At 70.6% G+C, this 24,134-nt stretch carries 21 protein-coding genes and 1 riboswitch; of the genes, 16 read left to right on the top strand and 5 right to left on the bottom strand.

Going from position 1 to position 24,134, the window contains the following annotated elements; all coding sequences use genetic code 11:
- The first annotated feature begins 84 nt into the window (after positions 1-84).
- Positions 85-1,344 (top strand): Ig-like domain-containing protein, encoded by a 1,260-nt coding sequence (locus tag ACFWHU_RS06520; RefSeq protein WP_387224161.1) that lies wholly within the window; start codon positions 85-87, stop codon positions 1,342-1,344.
- A gap of 48 nt (positions 1,345-1,392) precedes the next feature.
- Here the strand turns inward: ACFWHU_RS06520 and ACFWHU_RS06515 are convergent, their stop codons facing one another.
- A complete protein-coding gene (locus ACFWHU_RS06515; protein WP_385803143.1) occupies positions 1,393-1,794 on the bottom strand; it encodes a hypothetical protein in 402 nt (133 codons plus the stop codon).
- Between the two features lie 228 nt (positions 1,795-2,022).
- On the opposite strand from ACFWHU_RS06515, the gene ACFWHU_RS06510 reads away from it, so the two are divergent.
- The 6 genes from ACFWHU_RS06510 to ACFWHU_RS06485 all read left to right on the top strand — a co-directional run bounded on the left by ACFWHU_RS06510 (position 2,023) and on the right by ACFWHU_RS06485 (position 9,372).
- Positions 2,023-2,643, top strand: a complete 621-nt coding sequence (locus ACFWHU_RS06510) for a heme-copper oxidase subunit III (RefSeq protein ID WP_031231895.1) — start codon at positions 2,023-2,025, stop codon at positions 2,641-2,643.
- 74 nt (positions 2,644-2,717) lie between these two features.
- A complete protein-coding gene (locus tag ACFWHU_RS06505) occupies positions 2,718-3,527 on the top strand; it encodes a c-type cytochrome (protein ID WP_385803145.1) in 810 nt (269 codons plus the stop codon).
- On the top strand, positions 3,524-4,576 hold the full coding sequence (locus ACFWHU_RS06500; protein WP_385803147.1) for a Rieske 2Fe-2S domain-containing protein: 1,053 nt from the start codon (positions 3,524-3,526) through the stop codon (positions 4,574-4,576). The genes ACFWHU_RS06505 and ACFWHU_RS06500 overlap by 4 nt, the downstream gene beginning before the upstream one ends.
- A complete protein-coding gene (locus tag ACFWHU_RS06495) occupies positions 4,573-6,201 on the top strand; it encodes a cytochrome bc complex cytochrome b subunit (RefSeq protein WP_385803149.1) in 1,629 nt (542 codons plus the stop codon). The genes ACFWHU_RS06500 and ACFWHU_RS06495 overlap by 4 nt, the downstream gene beginning before the upstream one ends.
- 233 nt (positions 6,202-6,434) lie before the next feature.
- A complete protein-coding gene (trpD, locus tag ACFWHU_RS06490) occupies positions 6,435-7,502 on the top strand; it encodes an anthranilate phosphoribosyltransferase (RefSeq protein WP_387224160.1) in 1,068 nt (355 codons plus the stop codon).
- A gap of 129 nt (positions 7,503-7,631) precedes the next feature.
- Positions 7,632-7,749, top strand: a riboswitch (SAM riboswitch).
- Positions 7,750-8,004: 255 nt separating this feature from the next.
- Positions 8,005-9,372, top strand: coding sequence for an aminotransferase class V-fold PLP-dependent enzyme (locus tag ACFWHU_RS06485; RefSeq protein ID WP_387224159.1), 1,368 nt, complete (start codon positions 8,005-8,007; stop codon positions 9,370-9,372).
- A gap of 39 nt (positions 9,373-9,411) precedes the next feature.
- On the opposite strand, the gene ACFWHU_RS06480 is transcribed toward ACFWHU_RS06485, so the two are convergent.
- Together ACFWHU_RS06480 and ACFWHU_RS06475 are read right to left on the bottom strand one after the other, a co-directional pair.
- Positions 9,412-9,693 carry an Lrp/AsnC family transcriptional regulator gene (locus ACFWHU_RS06480; RefSeq protein ID WP_242570311.1) on the bottom strand — a complete coding sequence of 94 codons (282 nt, stop codon included), beginning with the start codon at positions 9,691-9,693 and terminating at the stop codon, positions 9,412-9,414.
- Positions 9,690-10,400, bottom strand: coding sequence for a rhomboid family intramembrane serine protease (locus tag ACFWHU_RS06475; RefSeq protein WP_385803469.1), 711 nt, complete (start codon positions 10,398-10,400; stop codon positions 9,690-9,692). The genes ACFWHU_RS06480 and ACFWHU_RS06475 overlap by 4 nt, the downstream gene beginning before the upstream one ends.
- 173 nt (positions 10,401-10,573) lie before the next feature.
- Here ACFWHU_RS06475 and ACFWHU_RS06470 point away from each other — a divergent pair, with 173 nt between their 5' ends.
- From ACFWHU_RS06470 to ACFWHU_RS06450, 5 genes are all read left to right on the top strand, one after another.
- Positions 10,574-10,816, top strand: a complete 243-nt coding sequence (locus ACFWHU_RS06470; protein WP_385803467.1) for a hypothetical protein — start codon at positions 10,574-10,576, stop codon at positions 10,814-10,816.
- Positions 10,817-10,851: 35 nt separating this feature from the next.
- Positions 10,852-12,213 carry an NYN domain-containing protein gene (locus ACFWHU_RS06465; RefSeq protein ID WP_385803465.1) on the top strand — a complete coding sequence of 454 codons (1,362 nt, stop codon included), beginning with the start codon at positions 10,852-10,854 and terminating at the stop codon, positions 12,211-12,213.
- Positions 12,214-12,549: 336 nt separating this feature from the next.
- On the top strand, positions 12,550-13,575 hold the full coding sequence (locus tag ACFWHU_RS06460) for an NlpC/P60 family protein (protein WP_385803463.1): 1,026 nt from the start codon (positions 12,550-12,552) through the stop codon (positions 13,573-13,575).
- A 277-nt stretch (positions 13,576-13,852) separates the two neighbouring features.
- Positions 13,853-14,881 (top strand): NlpC/P60 family protein, encoded by a 1,029-nt coding sequence (locus ACFWHU_RS06455; RefSeq protein WP_387224158.1) that lies wholly within the window; start codon positions 13,853-13,855, stop codon positions 14,879-14,881.
- A 199-nt stretch (positions 14,882-15,080) separates the two neighbouring features.
- Positions 15,081-16,349, top strand: coding sequence for a hypothetical protein (locus tag ACFWHU_RS06450; protein ID WP_387224157.1), 1,269 nt, complete (start codon positions 15,081-15,083; stop codon positions 16,347-16,349).
- A gap of 76 nt (positions 16,350-16,425) precedes the next feature.
- Here ACFWHU_RS06450 and ACFWHU_RS06445 read toward each other — a convergent pair whose 3' ends face one another.
- Positions 16,426-17,649, bottom strand: coding sequence for a glycosyltransferase 87 family protein (locus tag ACFWHU_RS06445; protein ID WP_387224461.1), 1,224 nt, complete (start codon positions 17,647-17,649; stop codon positions 16,426-16,428).
- 235 nt (positions 17,650-17,884) lie between these two features.
- On the opposite strand from ACFWHU_RS06445, the gene ACFWHU_RS06440 reads away from it, so the two are divergent.
- A complete protein-coding gene (locus ACFWHU_RS06440; RefSeq protein ID WP_387224156.1) occupies positions 17,885-19,039 on the top strand; it encodes a glycosyltransferase family 4 protein in 1,155 nt (384 codons plus the stop codon).
- Positions 19,040-19,289: 250 nt separating this feature from the next.
- Here the strand turns inward: ACFWHU_RS06440 and ACFWHU_RS06435 are convergent, their stop codons facing one another.
- Positions 19,290-21,086 (bottom strand): AMP-dependent synthetase/ligase, encoded by a 1,797-nt coding sequence (locus ACFWHU_RS06435; protein WP_387224155.1) that lies wholly within the window; start codon positions 21,084-21,086, stop codon positions 19,290-19,292.
- 279 nt (positions 21,087-21,365) lie between these two features.
- On the opposite strand from ACFWHU_RS06435, the gene ACFWHU_RS06430 reads away from it, so the two are divergent.
- From ACFWHU_RS06430 to ACFWHU_RS06420, 3 genes are all read left to right on the top strand, one after another.
- The gene (locus tag ACFWHU_RS06430; RefSeq protein ID WP_385803453.1) at positions 21,366-22,244 is read left to right on the top strand and encodes a metallophosphoesterase; all 879 of its coding nucleotides are present in this window, start codon (positions 21,366-21,368) and stop codon (positions 22,242-22,244) included.
- A 100-nt stretch (positions 22,245-22,344) separates the two neighbouring features.
- Complete coding sequence (locus ACFWHU_RS06425; RefSeq protein ID WP_385803451.1) at positions 22,345-22,833, top strand: SRPBCC family protein; 489 nt, start codon at positions 22,345-22,347, stop codon at positions 22,831-22,833.
- 41 nt (positions 22,834-22,874) lie between these two features.
- Positions 22,875-24,080 (top strand): ArsA family ATPase, encoded by a 1,206-nt coding sequence (locus tag ACFWHU_RS06420; RefSeq protein ID WP_387224154.1) that lies wholly within the window; start codon positions 22,875-22,877, stop codon positions 24,078-24,080.
- Positions 24,081-24,134 lie beyond the last annotated feature (54 nt).

Here is a 24,134-nt window from a genome sequence, read left to right as displayed (position 1 = left end):
CTCCTCACTCCTGGGGAGGATCCGGGCCCCTCGTTTGCAGTCACACAGCGCGCCGTAACCGGACATTCTTCTTAACGTGTGCTTATGAACCACACGCCGCGCTTTCGCACCGTTCTCGGCTGCACGCTGCTGGTCCTGTCCCTGGGGGCCGTGGCGACCGGCTGTGGGGATCCGGATCGCCATCCGCTGTCCGGCAAGCCCTACGACGCAGCCGACCAGGTCTCCCTGAACGCCCCCAAGGGCGACGCCAAGGCGAACCCCGACAAGCCTCTGGAAGTCGTCGCCAAGGGCGGCGACGGGCGGATCACCGATGTGACCGTCACCGACAAGGCCGGCCACCACCTCGCGGGCGAGCTGGCCGCGGACGGCGCCCGCTGGCACTCCACGGCCCCACTGGCCGCGGGCGCGCGCTACACCGTCAAGGTCTCCACGGAGGACGAGGACGGCGCTCCTGGCAGCCGTACGCTCGACTTCGAGACGTCCTCGGTGAAACGCAACCTGAGCGTCAAGTTCGGCCCGCAGGCGGGCAAGTACGGCGTCGGCCAGCCCATCACCGCGGAGCTGAGCTCGCCCGTCAAGGAGAAGGAAGCCAGGGCTGTCGTCGAACGCGGTCTCAAGGTCCGCTCCAGCCCCGCCGCCGAGGGCGCCTGGTACTGGGTCGACGACAAGAAGCTGCACTTCCGGCCCAAGGAGTACTGGCCCGCGAACGCGACCGTCAGCGTCACCAGCACCCTCGACGGCATAAAGGTCGGCAACAAGCTCTACGGCGGCCCGGCGAAGCCCCTCAAGATCACCACGGGCGACCGCCTCGAAGCCGTCGCCGACGCCGGTACGCACCACATGACGGTCATGCGCAACGGCGACGTCATCAAGACGATCCCCGTGACCACCGGCAAGCCCGGCTTCTCGACCCGTAACGGCACCAAGGTCATCCTGGAGAAGCAGCAGTTCGTACGGATGCGCGGCACCAGCGTCGGCATCGCGGCCGGCAGCAGCGAGTCGTACGACCTGCCCGTTTACTGGGCGACGCGGGTCACCTGGAGCGGTGAGTACGTGCACGCCGCCCCGTGGTCCGTCGGCTCACAGGGGTCGGCGAACGTCAGCCACGGCTGTGTCGGCATGTCGACCGACAACGCCGAGTGGTTCTTCGGCGCCGTCCGCCAGGGCGACATCGTCAAGGTCGTCAACAGCGGCGGCGAGGACATGGACCCGTTCGGCAACGGCTTCGGCGACTGGAACCTGGACTGGGCCAAGTGGCGCCAGGGCAGCGCGCTGACCGACGGGACCGGGGCCGGGGACGGCACAGGACCGGTCGAGGCCGCCCGGCTGCGCCCGCAGGTCTGACACACGCGACACGGGGGCCGGGCGACCGGCCCCCCTCCGGTGGAGCCGTCAGGCTTCCACGGCGAGCCTGGTGCGCAGCAGCGCCGCCAGGGCGTCGGGGAAGCCGACCGGCTCCACCGGCAGTGTCACGGCGGACTCCGCACGGCTCCAGGTGGCCAGCCAGGCGTCCTGCGGGCGGCCCATCAGCAGGAGCACGGGCGGGGAGTTGAAGATCTCGTCCTTGATCTGCCGGCACAGGCCCATGCCGCCGACGGGCGTCGCCTCACCGTCGAACACACAGGCGTCGACGCCGCCCCTGTCGAGCTGCTTCAGCACGGCGTGCATCGTCGCGCACTCGATGTACTCGACCGGCGGCAGATCGGCGGCCGGCCTGCGTCCCGCGGCCGTCCGCACCTGCTCGCGGGTGCTCGCGTTGTCGCTGTAGATCAGGACCGTGGCAGTCGGCTGCATTGTTCCTCCGTGACATCCGTCGTGACATCCGCACATCCGCGTCTGCGAGGGCTTCAGAGCTTGGGGCTCAAGACCCGCTGCGCGGATGCTACTCCGTCGCACACCATGTCAGCACGGGTCCCGGCCCTCCCGCGATGGGCCGTTCGGTCCTTCCCCGCGTCCCGTCCGAAGTGGCTGACACTCCGAATGGGACCCCCGGGAGTGAGGGCGGGATAAGCGACCGACATAATGTCGGTCGTGGCGACAGCAACGACAGTAGAAACCGGGCACGCGCACCCGACGGTCAATCGGCCGAACCTCACCAGTGTCGGAACGATCATCTGGTTGAGCTCCGAGCTGATGTTCTTCGCGGCCCTCTTCGCGATGTACTTCACCCTGCGGTCGGTGACAGGGGATGCGTTCTGGTCGGAGAAGGCCGATTCGCTGAACATCCCGTTCTCCGCGGTGAACACCACGATCCTGGTGCTCTCCTCACTCACCTGCCAGCTCGGCGTCTTCGCCGCGGAGCGGGGCGACGTGAAGAAGCTCCGATCGTGGTTCGTGATCACGTTCGTGATGGGTGCGGTCTTCATCGGTGGTCAGATCTTCGAGTACACGGAGCTCGTGAAGCACGAGGGCCTCTCGCTCTCGTCCGACGCGTACGGCTCCGCGTTCTATCTGACCACCGGCTTCCATGGTCTGCACGTGACAGGCGGTCTCATCGCCTTCCTGCTGGTTCTCGGCAGAACGTACGCGGCCAAGAGGTTCACCCACGAGCAGGCAACCGCCGCCATCGTCGTGTCCTATTACTGGCACTTCGTCGATGTCGTCTGGATCGGCCTCTTCGCCACGATCTATCTGATCAAGTAGCGGGCCACGCGCCCGACGCGCTCGCGCACAGTCCAGAAGCACCGACGCAGAAGATCCTGACACCGGGGTAATCCGTGAAAAAGCTCTCCGCACGACGACGCCATCCGTTGGCGGCGGTCGTCGTCCTACTCCTCGCGCTGGCGGCCACCGGGGGGCTGTACGCCGCGTTCGCGCCCGCGGGCAAGGCACAGGCAGACGACACCGCCCAGTCCCTCGCCATCGACGAGGGCAAGAAGCTGTATGCCGTGGGCTGCGCCAGCTGCCACGGCGTCGGCGGTCAGGGTACGTCCGACGGCCCCTTGCTGACCGGCGTCGGCGCCGCCGCCGTGGACTTCCAGGTCGGCACCGGCCGGATGCCGGCGCAGCAGCCCGGTCCGCAGGTTCCGAAGAAGAAGGTCATCTACGACCAGAAGGAGATCGACCAACTCGCGGCGTACGTCGCCTCGCTCGGCCCCGGGCCCTCGGTCCCGACCGCCAAGCAGTACAACCCGGAAGGCGCGGACTCCGCCAACGGCGGTGAGCTGTTCCGCTCCAACTGCGCCCAGTGCCACAACTTCGGCGGTGAGGGCGGCGCTCTGACGAACGGCAAGTATGCGCCGGGGCTTGAAGGGGTAACCCCCAAGCACATGTACGAGGCGATGCTGACCGGTCCGCAGAACATGCCCTCGTTCCCCGACTCGACGATGCCCGAGCAGGAGAAGCGGGACATCATCGCGTACGTGGACGCGGTGAACGGCGACGAGTCGTCGAATCCCGGCGGTCTCAAGCTCGGTGGCATCGGGCCTGTCAGTGAGGGCCTGTTCTCCTGGATCATCGGTCTGGGCGCACTGATCGCAGTCGCCATCTGGACCGCGGCGCACACCGCTAAGGCCAAGAAGTCATGAGTAGCAACCGGATTTCAGACGAGAACCTGCCGAGTGGGCAGGAGTCCGCGCACGGCGAGGTGGAGCGCGCGCAGGACCCGTTCGCCGACCCCGGACTGCCGGCCCACCGGCCGCGCATCCAGGACATCGACGAGCGGGCGGCCAAGCGCTCCGAGCGCGCGGTGGCCTTCCTCTTCACGCTGTCGATGCTGGCCACGGTCGGCTTCATCGCGTCGTTCGTCATCTTCCCCGTCGACAAGATCGTGTACATCTGGCCGTTCGGTCATGTGAGCGCGCTCAACTTCTCGCTGGGAATGACGCTCGGGGTCGCCCTCTTCGCCATCGGCGCGGGTGCGATCCACTGGGCGCGCACGCTGATGAGCGACGAGGAGATCGTCCAGGAGCGCCACCCGATCGAGGCGACCCCCGAGGTCGCCGCGCAGGCGAAGAAGGACTTCCTGATCGGCTCGGCGGAGTCCGGCTTCGGGCGCCGCAAGCTGATCCGCAACACGATGTTCGGCGCGCTGGCCATGGTGCCGCTCTCCGGCGTGGTCCTGCTGCGTGACCTCGGCCCGCTGCCGGAGGACAAGCTCCGCAAGACGTTCTGGAAGAAGGGCTTGCTGCTCATCAACCAGAACACGAGCGAGCCGCTGCGTCCCGAGGACGTCACCGTGGGGTCGCTGACCTTCGCCCAGCCCGAGGGGCTGGACGAGCACAATGAGAACTTCAACAATGAGATCGCCAAGGCGGCTCTCATGATCGTTCGCATTCAGCCCGAGGACATCAAGGACAAGCGCGAACTCGAGTGGTCGCACGAGGGCATCGTCGCGTACTCCAAGATCTGCACCCATGTCGGCTGTCCCATCAGCCTGTATGAGCAGCAGACGCACCACGTGCTCTGCCCGTGCCACCAGTCCACCTTCGACCTCTCCGACGGCGCCCGCGTCATCTTCGGCCCGGCCGGTCACGCGCTTCCGCAGCTGCGGATCGGTGTGAACGGCGAGGGTTACCTCTACGCGCTCGGCGATTTCGACGAGCCCGTCGGTCCGTCCTTCTGGGAGCGCGGATGAGTACTGCGTCTGACGAAAAGAACCGCAAGGCACCCGCTGGAGAGCGGGTCGCCGACTGGGCCGACGGCCGCCTCGGGATCTACGGCGCGGCCAAGGGCATGCTGCGGAAGGTCTTCCCGGACCACTGGTCGTTCATGCTGGGCGAGGTCGCCCTGTGGAGCTTCGTCGTCATCATCCTCACGGGTGTGTATCTGACGCTGTTCTTCCACCCGAGCATGAACGAGATCGTGTACGAGGGCAGTTACGTACCGATGCAGGGTGTCCGGATGACCGAGGCGTACGCCTCGACGCTGGACATCAGCTTCGACGTCCGCGGCGGTCTGCTGATCCGGCAGATCCACCACTGGGCCGCGCTGATCTTCGTGGCCGCGATGTTCGTGCACATGATGCGCGTCTTCTTCACGGGCGCGTTCCGCAAGCCCCGTGAGATCAACTGGGTGTTCGGCTTCCTGCTGTTCTTCCTGTCGCTGTTCACCGGACTCACCGGTTACTCGCTCCCGGACGACCTGCTGTCCGGCACCGGTGTCCGCTTCGCGCAGGGCGCGATCCTGGCGACACCGATCGTGGGCACGTACATCTCGATGTTCCTGTTCGGCGGGGAGTTCCCCGGCCACGACATCGTGGCGCGGTTCTACTCCATCCACATCCTGATTCTTCCGGGCATCCTGCTCGGGCTCGTGGTGGCGCACCTGATCCTGGTCTTCTACCACAAGCACACGCAGTTCGCGGGCCCCGGCAAGACCAACAACAACGTGGTCGGCGCGCCGTTCCTGCCGATCTACATGGCCAAGGCCGGCGGGTTCTTCTTCCTGGTCTTCGGTGTCATCACGATCATCTCGGCCATCGCCACGATCAACCCGGTGTGGGCGATCGGCCCGTACCGGCCGGACCTGGTCTCCACCGGAGCACAGCCGGACTGGTATCTGGGCTTCTCCGAGGGCCTGATCCGGGTGATGCCCGGCTGGGAGATCAACTTCTGGGGCCATACGCTCGTCCTGGGCGTGTTCATCCCGCTGATGATCTTCCCGCTGGTTCTGGTGGCCCTCGCGGTCTACCCGTTCATCGAGTCCTGGATCACCGGCGACAAGCGCGAGCACCACATCCTGGACCGGCCGCGCAACGCGCCGACCCGGACCGCCTTCGGCGTGGCGTGGCTGACCCTGTACGTCATCCTGCTCATCGGCGGCGGGAACGACATCTGGGCCACCCACTTCCACCTGTCGATCAACACGATCACCTGGTTCATCAGGATCGCGTTCTTCGTCGGCCCGGTGATCGCGTTCGTGATCACCAAGCGGTTCTGTCTGGGACTTCAGCGCCGCGACGCCGAGAAGGTGCTGCACGGACGCGAGTCCGGCATCATCAAGCGGCTGCCGCACGGTGAGTTCGTGGAGGTCCACCAGCCGCTGAACCAGAGCGACCTGCACACGCTGACCGCTCACGAGCAGTACAAGCCGGCCGAGATCGGGCCGACTGTCGACGAGAACGGTGTCGAGCGCAAGACCTCACCGGCGGAGAAGCTGCGGGTCAAGCTGAACAAGGGCTACTACGGCGAGGGAAGCCAGATCCCCAAGCCGACGGCCGAGGAGTACACGGAGATCACGAGCGGCCACGGCCACCACTGATCGAGCACCACCGTACGTTCAGGGCCCCGGCCCGGTCCCCTTTCGAGGGACCGGGCCGGGGCCCTCGTACGTGGGAGTACGCAGGGAGCATGGGCCGGCCGGCCCACGCTCCGGCAGCCACGCTGTCCGTACTTCGGGCGGCGGGTCTTGGATCGCGGGCGGCGCGGATAGGCTGACGCCTGGCAGCACGGGCAGCACGGCGGTGCGCCCGTCCACAGACCCCAGGAGCGAGCATGAGCAGCGCTGTTACACCGGCCGGAGGCGACACCCTGGCGGCGCGTTCCTGGCCGGGGGTACTGAACCCGCTGCTGCGTGGTCAGGACCTCGACGCCGGCGACACGGCGTGGGCCATGGACCGCATCATGAGCGGCGAGGCCACGGACGCCCAGATCGCGGGCTTCGCCGTCGCGCTGCGCGCCAAGGGCGAGACCGTGGACGAGGTCTCGGGACTGGTGCGCGCCATGTACGAGCACGCCAACACCATCGAGGTGCCCGGCGCCACGGTCGATGTCGTCGGCACCGGCGGCGACCTGGCCAAGACGGTCAACATCTCCACGATGGCGGCGATCGTGGTGGCCGGGGCGGGCGGCAAGGTCGTCAAGCACGGCAGCCGCGCGGCCTCCTCCGCGAGCGGTGCCTCCGACGTGCTGGAGAAGCTCGGCGTCAATCTGGAGCTGACGCCGCAGCGGGTCGTGGAGGTCGTCGAGGAGGCGGGCATCACCTTCTGCTTCGCGGTGAAGTTCCACCCGGCGCTGCGTTACGCGGCCAAGGCCCGCAAGGAGCTGGGCGCGCAGACCACGTTCAACATCCTGGGGCCGCTCACCAACCCGGCGCGGGTCCGCTCCCAGGCGGTCGGCGTGGCGGACAGCCGGATGGCGCCGATCGTGGCCGGGGTGCTCGCCGAGCGGGGCAACTCCTCGCTCGTCTTCCGCGGCGACGACGGTCTGGACGAGCTGACGACGACGGCCACTTCACACGTATGGGTGGTTCGGGACGGCCGCGTCACCGAGGAGACCTTCGACCCGAGGGACATCGGCCTGGAGCTGGTCCCGATCGAGGCGCTGCGGGGTGCGGACGCCTCGTACAACGCGGATGTCGCGCGCCGGCTGCTCGACGGCGAGACCGGCCCCGTACGGGACGCGGTCCTGCTGAACGCGGCGGCGGCGCTGGTGGCGCTGGAGCGGGGCGACGGCACGCTGAACGACCAACTCGCGGCGGGAATGGCGCGGGCGGCGACCGCGGTCGACTCGGGCGCGGCGAAGGCAACGCTGGAGCGCTGGGTCTCGGCGAGCAACTTGTAGCCGCCGGGGTTCGTCCTCAATCGCCGGACGGGCTGCATTTGCAGCCCGTCCGGCGATTGAGGACACCAACGTCCCGTATCGCGGACGCCGTCTGGGCCCGTGGCGTATCCGTGGGGTAATCTCAGCCCAGGTCATGAGTGACAGCGACTACGGCCCCGGCCCGCTGTCCGGCAACCCTCCGTCCGTGGCGGGGTGCCCCGGGTGAAGACCAGGCCGCAGGCAGCGAGGTCTGCGGCAAGCGCGGACCCCTGGACATCGTTCGGATGTCGTCATCCCTGGGGTCCTGGTCCTCGAGGGAGCAGTCTCGTGAGCAAGCGAATGCGATAGGGCCTTCGGCCCGCTCCCGGTGCGATCCGCGCCGGGCACAGGGCCAGAGCCCTCTTCAGTGAGTCCCACACCGCAGGCGCACCCGCACGCCGTCACGGCATCCGCCGTCGCGTCGTCGCGTCCGCCTGTCGGGTCCTGATGCCGTTTCCGCCTCGTCCTGCCGGGAGATACCGCCATGTCCGTACCCACCGACGCCCTCGACCGCACCAGCACCGGCCAGCCGCTGCCCGTACTCGGCTGTGACGTCACCGTTCCCCTGGTCACCGGCGGCGAAGTCAGCTACGCCGCCCTCGACTACGCGGCCAGCGCCCCCGCTCTGCGGCGGGTCTGGGACGACGTCGCCGCCTACGCCCCGTACTACGGCAGCGTCCACCGCGGCGCCGGATACCTCTCGCAGCTCTCCACCGACCTCTTCGAGAACAGCCGCCGTACCGTCGCCGGTTTCCTCGGCTGTCGTGAGGACGACCAGGTCGTCTTCACCCGGTCCACCACCGACTCGCTCAACCTGCTCGCCGCCGCGCTGCCCGCCGGCTGCGAGGTGTTCGTCTTCGAGACCGAGCACCACGCGTCGCTGCTGCCCTGGCGTGACGCCCGCGTCAGCTACCTCGACGCGCCGCGCACCCCCGCCGAGGCCGTCGCCACCCTGGAGCGCGCCCTCGCGGGCCGCGACCCGAAGGGCCCCGCTCTGGTGTGTGTCACCGGCGCGTCCAACGTGACCGGCGAGCTGTGGCCCGTGACCGAACTGGCCGCCGCCGCGCACGCCCACGGCGCGCGCATCGTCCTCGACGCCGCGCAGCTCGCCCCGCACCACCCCGTGGACATCGCGGAGCTGGACGTGGACTGGGTGGCCTTCTCCGGGCACAAGCTCTACGCGCCGTTCGGCTCCGGTGTGCTCGCGGGCCGCGCCGACTGGCTGCGGGAGTCGGAGCCGTACCTCGCCGGTGGCGGCGCCAGCCGGAAGGTCGCGCGCCGCGCCGACGGCGGTGTGGACGTCGAGTGGCACACCACCGCGGCCCGGCACGAGGCCGGATCGCCGAACGTCATCGGTGTGTACGCGATCGCCTCGGCCTGCAAGGCGCTCACCGAGGCGGGTTTCGACCGGCTCGTCGAGCGCGAGCAGGAACTCGTCGCGCGGGTGCGCGCGGGTCTCGCCGAGGTGCCCGAGGTGCGGGTGCTCTCGCTCTTCGGTGACGACGCCCCCCGGGTGGGCGTCATCTCCTTCGTCGTCGACGGCTGGAACAGCTCGCACTTCGCCGCCGCGCTCTCGGCGGAGTACGGCATCGGCGTACGGGACGGGCTGTTCTGCGCCCACCCGCTCGTGCGGACCCTGCTGGGCGGTGACGCGGGGGACCCGGGGGAGTGCGGCGCGCCGGACGCCGGTCCCGGTGAGAGGTCGCTCAACGCCATCCGGGTCAGCTTCGGGGCCGGTACGCCGGACGAGCACGTGGAGCGGTTCACCGGCGCGGTCAAGGAACTCGTACGGGACGGGGCGCGCTGGAACTACCGTACCGAGGACGGCCGTTGCGTCCCCGACCGCGGCTGACGCGCGGACCGGGCCTGCCCCCGGGGCAGGCCCCGCCCGTTACGCGTCGAGGCCGATCGCGAAGGCGGCTTCCAGGTCGTGCTGGGAGTACGTACGGAACGCGACGTGCGTGTCCGTGGCCTCGACGCCCGGGATCTTGCTGATGCTGCCGGGAATGACGTCCGCCAGATCGTCGTGCCTGGCGACGCGGACCATGGCGATCAGGTCGTAGGTACCGGTGACGGAGAAGACCTCGCTGACGCTCTCCAGCGCCGCGATCGACTCGGCGATCTCGGGGATCCGGTCGACGCTGGTCTTGATGAGCACGATCGCGGTGATCACGGTTGACGTTCTCCCTCGGTGGCCGCGGAACGGGACTTCACTCTAGCCGTCCGGCGGAAAAGCACCCACGCGGCGACGAAGCCGAGCGCGAAGCCCACCAGATGCGCCAGATAGGCGACGCCAGGGCCCGGCTTCGCGTTGTGGGCCGCCAGCCACTGGAGGGCGAACCAGAAGATCAGGACGATCCAGGCGGGAAAGCGCAGCGGCAGGAAGAAAAGGAACGGAAAGAGGCTGGTGACGCGCGCACTGGGAAGGAGACAGAGGAAGGCGCCCAGCACACCGGAGATCGCGCCCGACGCACCCACCAGGGTCTGGTCGGAGTCCGCGTTCGCCGCCGCGTAGGCGAGCAGGGCGAGATAGCCGCAGACGAGATAGAAGAGGGTGAACCGCACCCGTCCCATCCGCTCCTCGGCCATCGCCCCGAAGACGTAGAGGAAGAGCAGGTTTCCCAGCAGATGGAGCCAGCTCCCATGGACGAAGAGCGCGGTGAGAGGGGTGAGGAGCGCGTGGGAGTCGCCGCTCATCAGTTCGTCGGGGATCACGCCCCAGCGCTCGAAGTACGCGCTCTGCGCGGCGAGCAGCGCGTCGCCCGTTCCGTACGCGGGGGTGAACCCCGAGAGCGGGCTGGTCAGGAAGGCCAGGGCGCACAGGCCGATCAGACCGTAGGTCACGACCGGCGCACCGGCCGCCGCGCGCCAATTGATCATCCAAGGATCATCTCGTACGCGGACAGACAGGTACGGACCGCCTCGCCGCGACATGGGATACGCGGGAGGCCGTAGGGTTACGGGCGCGTCTTCCCCGCTCCGGCGCCGCACCGGGGAACGGCGCGGCAGGCTCGACAGCACGACATCAGCCCTCGACGAAAGAGGACGGCACGATGACGACGGTTCCCTTGCCGACGGATGCCACCCGGTGGCGCTGCACGCTGTGCGGCAATCTCACCCGGTTCGACGTCACGCGGTCCTCCAAGGTGGTGGAGTACGTCCATCTGGACCTGGCCGGGGAGTCGAAGATCGAGGAGCGCGACGTGGTCAGTGAGACCATCGAGTCCGTCCGCTGCCGCTGGTGCAACGCGGTGGATCAGATCGAACTGGTTGACAGGCCGGGCGCCGGTTCCTGAGGGAGCCGCCCGAAAGGGTAGTGGGGTGACGGATCGTGGAGCAGCCCGCAAGTGGCGCTGAGCCGGCCGATGCGGCCGGCGGTGACGCCGAGGCGCTCGACAGGCCGCTGCCCGAGGGAGTCCGGCGCCGGGTCGTGGCGCTGGTCTCGGACGCCTTCGGCGGTCTGACCGTCACCGAACTGCCCGCCCAGCTACGACAGTACGCGCGCTTCACGCCGAACAGACGCGCCCGGTTCGCGGGCAACGCGATGGCGGCGGCCCTGGAGAGCGACGCGATCTTCCGGCAGCGGATCGGTGAGCGGTTCGCCCAGGCGGATCCCGAACTGGCCTCGGCCGTGGAGTCGGGCTCGCCGCCACCGGCCGCCGACCCCATGGACGTGGCCGCCGCCGCGTACATCCTGCGCCCCGTCGGCTGGGTGAAGCTGGTGGCCGCCGCGGGCGAGGAGGTCCAGCGCGCCGACGCCGAGCGCGCCGACGAGGAGAACCGCCGCGAGCTGGAGCGGCTGCGCGAGGAACTGGCACAGGCCCGCGCCATGACGAAGGCCGAGACGGAGCGGCTCCGCACGGAGCTGGACGCCGCCCGCAGGGAGGCCGAGTCCGCGCAGCGCAAGTTGCGCGGTGCCCTGAGCGATGTGAAGCGCGGCGAGGCCGCCCTGCGCCGTACGGCGGCCGAGATCGAGACGGTCCGCGCGGAGGCGGCGGCCCAGGTGTCCGCGGCGGAGAGCGAGACACGGCGCCTCAAGGCCCGGCTCACGGAGGCGGAGTCAGCGGTGGAGTCGAGCCGCCGGGCCGCCCGTGAGGGGCGCTCGGTGGAGGACATGCGGCTGCGGCTGCTGCTGGACACCGTCCTGGAGTCGGCGCAGGGGCTGCGGCGCGAGCTGGCGCTGCCGCCGGCCGCCGCGCACCCCGCCGATCTGGTGGACGCCGTGGAGCCCGGCAGGCTCTCTCCCAAGGACGTGGCGGCCCGTGCGCTGTCCGACATGGATCCCGCGCTGCTCGACCAGTTGCTGGCGCTGCCGCAGGCGCATCTGGTCGTGGACGGCTACAACGTCACCAAGACCGGCTATCCGACGATGCCGTTGGAGAAGCAGCGGCTGCGGCTGCTCGGCGGGCTCGCGATGCTCGCGGCGCAGACGGGCGCCGAGATGACATGTGTCTTCGACGGGGCCGAACTGGCCGCTCCCGTACTGCTCGCGCCGCCGCGCGGAGTGCGGGTGCTGTTCTCCAAACCGGGCGTGACGGCGGACGAGTTGATCCGGCAGCTCGTACGGGCGGAGCCGCCGGGACGTCCCGTGGTGGTCGTCTCCACCGACCGGGAGGTCGCCGACGGGGTGGCGCGGGCCGGTGCGAGACCCGTGGCGTCCGCCTTGCTGCTGAAGCGGCTTTCGCGCGTCTAGTAACTCCTGTGACCATTGCGGCATTTGCTCCCTCCATGTCACATCACAGCGTCAATTGTTCGTCACTGTCAGTGCGATGTATGTGAAGAAACCACTCCGCGGTGAAATTTTTTCCCTTCAGGATTTGAACTGATCACAAGAAGGTCACTAAGGTCGGGCCTCGAACCTTCGCGCGGTTGATCACCCATCCGGGGTGGCGGCGAAGGAACCGCCGAATTCGTGTAGTTCAGTCCGGGTCGTACCGGATTCCCGGTCCGCCGGGAAGCTGACTCACGGAGCCGGGGATTCACTCCCCGAACCCGGTAGGCGGCTCTGAGGAAGAAGGAGATCGCCTTCGTGGCGTCCCACCGTCGTCCCAAGCAGCCGAGCCGCGCCCGCGTGACCGTGCTCTCCGCGACCGCAGCCGCAGCTGTCGCCCTGACGTCCCAGGCCGCGCAGGCCGACCCCAAGCCGTCCAAGGAAGACGTCAAGGAAAAGGTCGACAAGCTCTACCACGAGGCCGAGGCGGCGACCGAGAAGCACAGCGGCGCCGAGGAGAAGGAAAAGAAGCTCGAGAAGCAGGTCGAGTCGATCCAGGACAAGGTCGCCCGCGGCCAGGACGAGCTCAACGAGCTGCGTACCGGCCTCGGTTCGATGGCCAGCGCCCAGTACCGCTCCGGCGGCATCGACCCGGCGCTCCAGCTCTTCCTCTCCTCGGACCCGGACGACTATCTGGACAAGGCCTCCGTGCTCGACCAGATGGGCACCAAGCAGGTCGGCGCGCTGGAGAAGATCCAGACCAAGCAGCGGACCCTCGCGCAGCAGCGCAAGGAGGCGTCCCTCAAGCTGAAGGACCTCGCCGACACGCGCACGGAGCTGGCGAAGAAGAAGAAGGACGTCCAGACCAAGCTCAACGCGGCGAACAAGCTCCTCAACACGCTGACCGCCGAGGAGCGCGCGCAGATACAGGCGGACGACGCCGAGCGCGCCGCCCGCGGCAACGAGCGTGCCAACCTCGGCAACGAGACGGCCTCTTCGGGCCGTGCCGCCGCCGCGCTGGCCGCCGCCAAGACCCAGCTGGGCAAGCCGTACATCTCCGGCGCCGAGGGCCCCAACTCCTACGACTGCTCCGGGCTGACCCAGTGGGCCTACGCCCAGGCGGGCGTGAGCCTCACCCGGACCACCTACACGCAGGTCAACGACGGCGTGAAGATAGGCCGCGGCGAACTCGCCCCGGGCGACCTGGTCTTCTTCAGCGGACTGAGCCATGTCGGGCTGTACGTCGGCAACGGCCAGGTGATCCACGCCCCCAAGCCGGGCACCGTGGTGCGGTACGAGGCCATGGAGTGGGCCGGCAGCTTCCAGTTCGGCGTCCGCGTCTGACGCGTCCTCCGTACGGATGCGCAGAGGCACGTAGGAACATCTCACGGAGGTGACCGCGACCGCCCGTTCGGGCGAACTCCGGTTACTCCCGCTGACGCACGCCCCGCCGGTGACCTGTGATCTCCGGCGGGGCATCACTGTGTGTGCCCGGCGCGGCCTTTGGTCACTCCGTGTCCGCGCGGTTACTCTCTGCTGCGCCGCAGCTCCGGCCATGGTTCCGCCCGTCGGGCGGCAGGGGCTGCGTGGTTGCGTCCAGCGGAAGGAAGTGCGGCTTCCTGTGGTGTCCCACCGTCGTTCCTCACACCCCGGCCACAGCCGCGGCACCCGGGTCACAGTCCTCTCCGCCGCCGCGGTCACGGCGGCGGCCGCCCTCGGGACCGCGCCGGCGAGCGCGGACCCGCGGGACACGACCGAGGCGACCCGGTCGACCGTCGACCGGCTGTACGAGGAGGCCGAGAAGGCCACCGAGCGGTACAACGAGGCGGACGAGCACGCCGACGTGCTGCGCGCACGGGTGGACCGGCTGCGGGACAGCACCGCCCGGGGCCAGGAACGGGTGAACCGCATGCGCGGCGCGCTCGGTTCGATCGCCGGCGCCCAGTACCGCTCCGGCGGCATCGACCCGGCGCTCGCGCTGCTGCTCTCCTCCGACCCGGACAGCTACCTCGGCCGGGCCGAGGCCCTGGACCGGATGAGCGACCGGCAGGCCCTGGCGCTGCGCGACATCGGGCAGGTCCAGCGCAAGCTCGGCCAGCAGCGCGAGGAGGCCACCAAGGACCTCGCCGAGCTGGAGCGCAGCCGGGCCGCCGTCGCCCGCCACAAGCGCACCGTCGAGGCCAAGCTGGCCGAGGCGCGGCGGCTGCTGAACTCGCTGCCCGACGCCGCGAGGGACGCCGACCGGGCCTCGCGCTCGGGGCGCGACGGCGCCGCGATGTCGTTCGGCGACCAGGCGCCCGCGTCCGCCCGCGCGGCGGCTGCCGCCCGCGCGGCCCGCGGAGCCGTCGGCCTGCCCTACGTGTGGGGCGCCAACGGCCCCTCGGGATTCGACTGTTCGGGCCTGACCCAGTGGGCGTACGCGCAGGCCGGGGTCTCGCTGCCACGCACCTCGCAGGCACAGCGGTACGCCGGACAGCAGGTGCCGCTCTCCGAGGCGAGACCGGGCGACCTGGTCGCCTACCGGGACGACGCCAGTCACATCGGGATGTACATGGGCAACGGCCAGGTGGTCCACGCGCCCTACCCCGGCGCCTCGGTCCGCTACGACCCGGTGGGCATGATGCCTGTCTCGTCGGTCACCCGCGTCTAGGGCCTGTCGTTCGGCGGGTCCGGGCTCGGCCGGGCTCGTGTGCCGTGGCACGCACGCTTTCCGCCTTGTGATCGCACGCACCGACGTGACATCAGCAGCCCGGCGGCGCGGACGCTGCCCGATCCGCCGGACGGGCTCCGGCCCCGGTACCGACGCATTGTCGGGATTCGTCCTCGCGGCTCCACGTACGATCGGCCGGGTGGCAGGTCAGGGACGTACGACCCGGAGACGTGCGGCGGGTCGTGGACGTACGACCCGCCGGGGCGCGGTGCGCCGCCGCGCGGTGATCTCGTTGCTCGGGTGTCTGCTGGTCGCCTCCGGGTGCTCCGCGCCTCCCGCGGCCGACGCCGCCACCGGCGATATCCAGCGGACCCTCGACCGCCGGGCCGACGCCCTGCTCGACCGTGACGAGAGCGGCTATCTGGCCGCGGTGGACCCCGCGGCCGGTGACCTCCTCGCCGTCGAGCGGCGGACGTATCAGAACCTCGTCGACGTGCCCGTGCGGTCCTGGGAGTACCGGCTGCGGGACGTCGAGCGCTCCGGCACCCGCGCGACCGCGCGGGCCGAGCTGCGCTACCGGCTGGAGGGCTACGACACCGCTCCCGTCACCTCGTCCCGCGCGCTGGAGCTGACGGAGCGGGACGGGCGCTGGTACGTGACGGCCGACCGGCCCGGCGACAAGGGCGTGCAGCAGCTCTGGCAGCAGGGCGCCGTCGAGGTCGTCCACGGCCGGCGCAGCCTGATCCTCGGCGTCGGCCAGGACAACGCCCGGCTCCGCGAGATCGCCGCCGCCGCCGACGAGGCGGTGCCCGCCGTGGACGAGGCGTGGCCGGGCGAGTGGTCGGGCCGGGTCGTGGTGCTGGTGCCCGAGTCGGTGACGTCGATGGCCGGTCTGCTGGGCGCGTCGGCGGGGAGCTACCGGGGCATCGCCGCCGTCACGACCGGCGAGACGGGACCGAAGGGCTCCTCGCCGGCGGACCGGGTGATCGTCAACCCCGACGCGTACGGGGTGCTCGGCGACTTCGGGCGCCGGATCGTCCTCACCCACGAGACCACCCATGTCGCGACGCGCGCGGCCACCTCCGAGGCCACCCCGATGTGGCTGTCGGAGGGCTTCTCCGACTGGGTCGCCTACCGCGGCAGCGGCCGTACGGACGGACAGGCCGCGCCGGAGCTCGAACGGTCCCTGCACCGGGGCGCGCTGCCCGCCGAACTCCCCGAGGACGCGGACTTCGCCTTCGACGCGGAGGCGGACGAACTGGCGCGCGCGTACGAGGGCGGGCGCCTCGCGTGCGATCTGATCGCCGAGCGCTGGGGCGAGACGAAACTGACGGACCTCTACCGGGCGGTCGGCGAGCGGGAGCACCGCGAGGGCGCAGTCGAGAGCGCCATGAACGACGTGCTGTCGGTGACGCCCGACGAGTTCGGCGCGCTGTGGCGGGACTACATGCGCGAGCGGCTGCGCTGAGCGGGGCGGGGGCGCGACAGCCCCCAAAGGCCCCCATGGCGCCCGTACGGGGCTGTGCCGGGCCTCTGCCGGGCCGTCAGGACCCGAGGAGCCGGTAGGTGTCCTCCTTGTGCTCCTTGCCGTCTCGCGCGCCCACGGCCCCGCCGGGGGCCGCGTCCGCCGTCTCCTGGCGTTCACGCTGTCGTGGCGCGGGCACCGTCCCGCGCCACAGCCGGCCGCACGCGGTCAGCGCCGCGGCGACCAGCAGCCCGTTGCGTACGACGAGCAGGGTCACGCCCAGCGGGTCGCTCGCCGTCACGTGCGAGAAGAACAGCGGGAATTCGAGCGCCGTGACCGCGGAGGCCACCACCACGAGCACCGCGGGCCGTGTCATCGGGCTCGACCGCGCCAGCAGGCACACGGCGGCCAGGCCCACCAGCCAGATCATGTACTGCGGGCTGATCACCCGGCTCGTGACGGTGAAGAGCAGGACGGCGACGAACGCCGCGTCGCACAGGGTGCTCGGCGTGAACGTCCGCGCCCTCAGCCGCCAGACGAGCAGCCAGCCGAAGGAGGCCATGCTGAGGACGAGAGCGAGCGCGCTGACGAGCGGGACGTACGGCCCCCGGAACTCCACCGAGCCGTAACTGAACATCACGGCGCCGTCCCAGCCGAGATGCCGGGCCACATGGAAGACCAGCGCGCCCAGCGACTCGACCTCGGTGCCGCGGTCCCGCTGCGCGGTGAGGAAGTCCAGCGCGCCCGGCAGCGCCGCGGACACCACGGCCAGCAGCGCGAGGGCCGTCGCGACGGCGGCGGACCAGGACAGCCGGGTGGCCCGGCCCCGCGGCGTACCGATCAGCAGCAGTACCGGCCACACCTTCAGCAGCGCCCCGAACCCCGCGAGCGCGCCCAGCAGTTGGGGCCTGCGGATGCCCACGAGGAGCGCGCAGACGGCGACGGCGGTCACCATCAGGTCGTAGCGCGCGTAGACGGTGGGCCCGAGCAGAGCCACTCCGGCCACCCACACCCACACGCCGCGCGCCGAACGTCCCGGGCGCCGGCTCGCGCGCAGCAGCAGTCCGAAGACCAGTGCGTCGCAGAGCAGGCACAGGGTGAAGAACGCGGTGGCGTAGCCGAGGAAGGGCAGCAGGGCGGGGGAGAGGATCGCGAACGCGGCGGCGGGCGGGTACTGCCAGGTGACGTCGGAGCGGGGGAAGGTGCCGGTGCGCAGGATGTCGTACCAGCCCTGATAGGTCACCGAGACGTCCGGTGTGACATCGACGCCCGGCGCGAGCAGGATCTTGAGGACCCAGAGCATCAGTACGGTCCTGGTGAGCAGCCATACCGCGATCGGCCCGAGCACGGTGAGCGCGCCGGCCCCGCCGGATCCTCCTGCCGACCCGGCCGCTTCGACGTGGGTGTGCGTCCTGTCCCCGACCGCCATGACCACCTGCCCGTTTTGTCAGATATATGGATATGCGTGGCGGGAGCCATCATGCGGGGGCACGGGCGCGGGAGCGATGAGGCGGGGCCGTTCGGTACTGTCGGCGACGATGCACAAGACCTTGATCGTGACGAACGACTTCCCGCCCCGGCCCGGTGGCATCCAGGCGTTTCTGCACAACATGGCGCTGCGGCTGGACCCCGGGCAGATCGTCGTCTACGCCTCCACCTGGAAGCGTGGCGCCGAGGGCGCCGAAGCGACGGCGGCCTTCGACGCCGAGCAGCCCTTCACGGTGGTGCGCGACCGTACGACGATGCTGCTGCCGACCCCGAGGGTGACGGAGCGGGCGGCGGGACTGCTGCGTGAACACGGCTGCGAGTCCGTGTGGTTCGGCGCCGCGGCCCCGCTCGGTCTGATGGGGCCCGCGCTGCGCCGGGCCGGCGCCCGGCGGATCGTGGCCACCTCGCACGGCCACGAGGCGGGCTGGGCGCAACTGCCCGCGGCACGGCGACTGTTGCGCCGTATCGGCGAGGGCACGGACACGATCACCTACCTCGGCGAGTACACCCGCTCACGCATCGCCGCCGCGCTCACGCCGGAGGCGGCCGGGCGCATGGTCCAACTGCCGCCCGGCGTCGACGAGAAGACGTTCCATCCGGCGTCGGGCGGTGACGCGGTGCGCGAGCGGCTGGGGCTCGCCGGGCGGCCCGTCGTCGTCTGCGTCTCGCGGCTGGTGCCGCGCAAGGGGCAGGACACGCTGATCCTCGCCATGCCGGCGATCCTGGCGAGGATCCCGGACGCCGTGCTGCTGATCGTCGGCGGCGGGCCGTACGCCAAGGAACTGCGGAAGCTGGCGGCCGACACCGGAGTCAGCGACTCCGTACGTTTCACGGGCACCGTGCCCTGGTCCGAACTGCCGGCCCACTACGGCGCGGGCGACGTCTTCGCGATGCCCTGCCGCACCCGTCGGGGGGGCCTCGACGTGGAGGGCCTGGGCATCGTCTACCTGGAGGCGTCCGCGACGGGGCTCCCCGTGGTCGCGGGCGACTCCGGCGGCGCGCCGGACGCGGTGCTGGACGGCGAGACGGGCTGGGTGGTGCGGGGCGGCCCCGCCGCGGTCGCCACAGAGGAGTCGGCGGACCGCATCGTGACGCTGCTCCAGGACCCTGAACTGCGGCAGCGGATGGGCCGCCGCGGCCGCGAATGGGTCGAGGAACGCTGGCGCTGGGACCTCCTGGCGACAAAGCTCCGCACGCTTCTGTAGGAGCCGACGCGTCCTTGATCGTCGGACGGGCTCTAAAAACAAGCCCGTCCGACGATCAAGGATGAACGTGCGGCCCGACAGACCTGTCCTCACCGCGGAACGGCTGCAAATGAAGCCCGTCCGGCGTTTGAGGACGGACCTCCGGCCGGACGGACCCGTCTCCATCGCGGAACCGCTGCAAATTCAGCCCGTCCGGCGATTGAGGACGAAACCTGCCGCCCGACAGACCCCGCGCCTCCTACGGACGTAACTACGCGCGGTAGATCGACTCGATCTCGTCCGCGAAGTCCTTCGCCACCACGCCGCGCTTCAGCTTCAGCGACGGCGTGATGTGCCCCGCGTCCTCCGTGAACTGCGCGTCCAGGACGCGGAACTTCCGTACCGACTCCGCCTTCGAGACCGCCGCGTTGCCGTCGTCCACCGCCTGCTGGACCGCCGCCAGCAGATCCGGGTCGTCGTGCAGCGACGCCACCGTCGAGCCCGCCGGTTTGCCGTGGTCCTTGGCCCAGTGGGCCAGGAACTCCTCGTCGATCGTCACCAGCGCGCCCACGAACGGACGGCCGTCGCCGACCACCATGCACTCCGCGACCAGCGCGTGCGCGCGGATCCGGTCCTCGATCACGGCCGGCGCGACGTTCTTGCCGCCCGCCGTCACCAGGATCTCCTTCTTGCGGCCGGTGATCGCGAGATACCCGTCCTCGTCGAGCGTGCCGATGTCGCCGGAGTGGAACCAGCCGTCGGCCAGCGCCTCCGCCGTCGCCGCCTCGTTGTTCCAGTACCCCTTGAACAGGTGCTCGCCGTGCAGCAGCACCTCGCCGTCGTCGGCGATGCGGATCACCGAGCCGGGCAGTGGCTGCCCGACGGTGCCGATCTTCTGCCGGTCCCACGGGTTGAAGGCGGTGGCCGCGCACGTCTCCGTCAGGCCGTACCCCTCCAGCACGGTGAAGCCGATGCCGCGGAAGAAGTGCCCGAGGCGTTCGCCGAGAGGCGCGCCACCGGAGATCGCGTACTCGCCGCGGCCACCGAGGACCGCGCGCAGTTTGCGGTACACGAGCGCGTCGAAGACCTTGTGCCTGATCCTGAGGCCCACGGACGGACCCTGCGCGCCGCTCAGCGCGCGGCTGTACTCGATCGCCGTGCTCGCCGCGCGGTCGAAGATCTTGCCCTTGCCGTCCGCCTGGGCCTTCGCCCGCGCCGAGTTGTAGACCTTCTCGAAGACGCGCGGCACCCCGAGGATCAGCGTCGGCCGGAACGAGGCCAGCTCCTTGGTCAGATCCTTGATGTCCGGTACGCAGCCGAGTTTGATCGGCGCCATCACGGACGCCACCTCGACCAGCCGTCCGAAGACGTGCGCGGCGGGCAGGAAGAGCAGGACGGAACACTCGCCCGTACGGAACAGCGGCTTCAGGCGCTCCACCACGTTGCCGCACTCCGCGAAGAAGGCACGGTGCGTCAGCACGCAGCCCTTCGGGCGGCCGGTGGTCCCCGACGTGTAGACGATCGTCGCCGGGTCGTCGGCCTTCGCCGTCGCGCTGCGCTCGTCGACCACCGCTTCGGTGATCTCCGCGCCGGCGGCGGTCAGTTCCGCCACACAGCCCTTGTCGATCTGCCAGACGTGCCGCAGTTCCGGCAGCCCGTCCGAGACGGACTTCACCGCGTCGGCGTGCGCGTCGGACTCCACGACCATGGCGGCGGTGCCGGAGTCGCCGAGGATCCACTGGACCTGCTCGGCGGAGCTCGTCTCGAACACCGGCACGGTGACGGCGCCCGCGCTCCAGATCGCGAAGTCGAGCAGCACCCACTCGTACCGGGTGCGGGACATCAGGGCGACCCGCTCACCGGGGCGGATGCCGGACGCGATCAGCCCCTTGGCCACCGCCCGCACCTCGGCGAGGAACTGGGTGGCCGTGACGTCCGTCCACACACCGGCGACCTTGCGGCCAAGGACCGCGACGTCGGGATGCTGAGCGGCGTTGCGGCGGATGAGATCCGTCAGGTTGCCGTCCGAGGGGACCTCGTACAGGGCCGGAAGGCTGAACTCGCGCAAGACTGCTGCTCCTCGTCGGGCGCCGGGGGCACGGCACTGTGCCGAACCGGCTGCGGTCCACATCGGGCAGGTGCTCTCGGGGGTGAGCACGATTGGACTGCCCGGACGTTACCCATCAGTACTCGGTTCCGGATAGGGGGGCCCGGCCAGATGTTCCCCGCGTCACACGTTTTTTGACGGTCCTTCGCGCAGAGTAGTCCACGGTTGTACGGACGTGTCAGTAACCGCAGGTCCGGACCCCTCTACACAGCGGGAAGGCGGCGATCTAGGGTGAGCGGCATGCGCGGTGGCGGGAACAGCGGCGGAAACGGCGGCAACGGCTCAAAGAGCGGCTCGGGCGCCGACACGCTCGCCGAGCGCGGCGTACCCGGTGGGAACGGCCGCGCACGCACCCGTGTCCACGTCGTCAGCGACGTCCACGGCAACGCCCGGGACCTCGCCACGGCCGGCGACGGCGCCGACGCCCTGATCTGTCTCGGCGACCTCGTCCTGTTCCTCGACTACGCCGACCACTCCCGCGGTATCTTCCCCGACCTCTTCGGCGAGGAGAACGCCGACCGGATCGTGGAGCTGCGCACCGCCCGCCGCTTCGACGAGGCCCGTGAACTGGGCCGCAGCCTCTGGGCCGGGCTGGCGACCGACCGGGACACCGCCATCGAATCGGCGGTGCGCCGCCAGTACGCCGAACTGTTCGCCGTCCTCCCCAACCCGACGTACGCCACCTACGGCAACGTCGACATCCCCGCCCTCTGGCCCGAGTACGCCGGACCGGGCACGACCGTCCTCGACGGCGAGCGGGTCGAGATCGGCGGTCGGGTCTTCGGCTTCGTCGGCGGCGGCCTGCGCACCCCGATGCGCACCCCGTACGAGATCTCCGACGAGGAGTACGCGGCCAAGGTCGAGCGGCTCGGCGAGGTCGACGTGCTCTGCTCGCACATACCGCCCGAGGTGCCGGAGCTGACGTACGACACCGTCGCCCGCCGCTTCGAGCGCGGCAGCCGCGCGCTGCTGGACGCCATCCACCGGACGAGACCGAGGTACGCACTCTTCGGCCATGTCCACCAGCCGCTCGCCGCCCGGATGCGCGTCGGCTCGACGGAGTGCGTGAACGTCGGGCACTTCGCGTCCACCGGACGGCCCTGGGCCATGGAATGGTGACCGGCGGGCACGCGATAACCTGCACGCTGCACGGCCGGTACCGGCAAGCGTGACCGTCGCCCCGCTTCGCCGGGGGGACACCATCTGGAGGAGCACGTCGATGGCGGAACACACCAAGTCGAGCATCACGATCGAGGCGGCACCCGCCGACGTGATGGGCGTGATCGCCGACTTCGCCCGCTATCCCGAGTGGACCGGCGAGGTGAAGGAGGCCGAGGTCCTCTCCACCGACGCCGAGGGCCGGGCGGAGCAGGTCAGGCTGGTGCTCGACGCGGGCGCGATCAAGGACGACCACACCCTCGCGTACACCTGGACCGGCGGTGACGAGGTCAGCTGGACGCTGGTCAAGTCCCAGATGCTGCGCTCGCTCGACGGCTCCTACCACCTGGCACCGGCGGGCGGCGGCGAGCGAACCGAGGTCACCTACCGGCTGACCGTCGACGTCAAGATCCCGATGCTCGGCATGATCAAGCGCAAGGCGGAGAAGGTCATCATCGACCGCGCCCTGGCCGGTCTGAAGAAGCGCGTCGAGAGCGCCCCCGGCGGCGGCGCCGGAACCGCCGGAGCGGCCGAGACGCCCACCGTCTGATGCCGGAGCGCGCGCGAGGCACGGGACCGGCCACCGGCACCATGCGAACGGTCCTGGTCACCGGACCCGGCGGCGCGGGCCGCAGCACCGTCGCGGCGGCGACCGCCCTGGCCGCCGCCCGGCGCGGCAGCCGCACGCTGCTGCTCTCCGCCGACCCGGCGGGCCCCGGCGCCGTACTGGGCGCGGACACCGCCCTCGCCGTGGAACCGGCCGAGGTGACGCCCGGCCTCTGGGCCGCCCGCGTCGACCCCGCCGACTACTTCCGCACCGAATTCCTCGCCCTCCAGGACCGCGCCGCCACCGCGCTCGACATGCTCGGTGCCCGCCGCCTCGACGGCGAGGAGCTGACGGAGCTGCCCGGCAGCGAACAGTTCGCCCTGCTCCAGGCGCTGCGCCGGGCCTCGGCGGGCGGCTGGGACGTGCTCGTCGTCGACCTGCCGCCGCTGCGCGACGCCCTGTCCGTGCTCGCCCTGCCCGAGCGGCTGCGCCGGCTGCTGGGCCGTCTCCTGCCTGCGGAGCGGCAGGCCGCGCGGGCGCTGCGGCCGATGATGGCGCAGCTCGCGGGCGTACCGATGCCCGCGGGCTGGCTGTACGGCGCCGCCGCCCGCAGGGACGAGGAACTGGCCGCCGTCCAGGCGCTGATCGGGGCCGGCAGCACGACCGTACGGCTCGTCGCCGAGCCCGGCCCGGCTGCCGGGGACGCCCTGCGCGTGGCCCGCGACGGGCTCAGTCTGTACGGGCTGCGCGTCGACGCCCTCGTACCGAACAAGGTCCTGCCGACGGATTCGTCCGACGCCTGGCTCGCGACGCTAGCCGCCCAGCAGCAGAAGTGCCTGGACGGATGGAGCGAGGAGTACGGCTCCGCGTGGCCGCTGCGCGCGGTGCGCCACCTGGGGCGGGACCCGCGCGGCCTCGACGACCTGGGAGTTCTCGCGGATCCGGCCGGTCTCGCGGAGCTGGGGCCGGACGCGGATCCGGGACCGTACCGCGATCCCTGGCGGGTCGAGGACCGGCGGGAGGAGGACGGCCTGCTGGTGTGGTCCCTGCCACTGCCCGGCGCCGTGAAGGCCGACGTCGGACTGGTGCGGCGCGGCGACGAACTGCTCCTGACCGTGGGCCCGTTCCACCGCATCGTGCCCCTCGCGGCCGCCCTGCGGCGCTGCACCGTCTCGGGCGCCGCGCTCACGGAGGGTGTCCTGAAGGTCCGTTTCACGCCGGAGCCGGGCCTCTGGCCGCGCACACCCTGAACGTCCCACCCGGGTTCAGGTACCGTCGAAGGTACACAGCCTCCGGTCCGCCCC

This window comes from Streptomyces sp. NPDC060366, from assembly GCF_042725135.1.
Lineage (GTDB): Bacteria > Actinomycetota > Actinomycetes > Streptomycetales > Streptomycetaceae > Streptomyces.
Note: the sequence above shows the minus strand (reverse complement) of the source record. Positions and strands in the feature narration are given on the sequence as shown.

Bases quoted from the DNA above. Each gene is read 5' to 3' on its own strand.
- ACFWHU_RS06430 (WP_385803453.1), top strand. From the start codon at position 21,366: ATGCGCGGTGGCGGGAACAGCGGCGGAAACGGCGGCAACGGCTCAAAG.
- ACFWHU_RS06500 (WP_385803147.1), top strand. From the start codon at position 3,524: ATGAGTAGCAACCGGATTTCAGACGAGAACCTGCCGAGTGGGCAGGAG.
- ACFWHU_RS06510 (WP_031231895.1), top strand. From the start codon at position 2,023: ATGTCGGTCGTGGCGACAGCAACGACAGTAGAAACCGGGCACGCGCAC.
- ACFWHU_RS06475 (WP_385803469.1), bottom strand. From the start codon at position 10,400: ATGATCAATTGGCGCGCGGCGGCCGGTGCGCCGGTCGTGACCTACGGT.
- ACFWHU_RS06495 (WP_385803149.1), top strand. From the start codon at position 4,573: ATGAGTACTGCGTCTGACGAAAAGAACCGCAAGGCACCCGCTGGAGAG.
- ACFWHU_RS06440 (WP_387224156.1), top strand. From the start codon at position 17,885: ATGCACAAGACCTTGATCGTGACGAACGACTTCCCGCCCCGGCCCGGT.
- trpD (WP_387224160.1), top strand. From the start codon at position 6,435: ATGAGCAGCGCTGTTACACCGGCCGGAGGCGACACCCTGGCGGCGCGT.
- ACFWHU_RS06420 (WP_387224154.1), top strand. From the start codon at position 22,875: ATGCGAACGGTCCTGGTCACCGGACCCGGCGGCGCGGGCCGCAGCACC.
- ACFWHU_RS06515 (WP_385803143.1), bottom strand. From the start codon at position 1,794: ATGCAGCCGACTGCCACGGTCCTGATCTACAGCGACAACGCGAGCACC.
- ACFWHU_RS06445 (WP_387224461.1), bottom strand. From the start codon at position 17,649: ATGCTCTGGGTCCTCAAGATCCTGCTCGCGCCGGGCGTCGATGTCACA.
- ACFWHU_RS06425 (WP_385803451.1), top strand. From the start codon at position 22,345: ATGGCGGAACACACCAAGTCGAGCATCACGATCGAGGCGGCACCCGCC.
- ACFWHU_RS06485 (WP_387224159.1), top strand. From the start codon at position 8,005: ATGTCCGTACCCACCGACGCCCTCGACCGCACCAGCACCGGCCAGCCG.
- ACFWHU_RS06520 (WP_387224161.1), top strand. From the start codon at position 85: ATGAACCACACGCCGCGCTTTCGCACCGTTCTCGGCTGCACGCTGCTG.
- ACFWHU_RS06470 (WP_385803467.1), top strand. From the start codon at position 10,574: ATGACGACGGTTCCCTTGCCGACGGATGCCACCCGGTGGCGCTGCACG.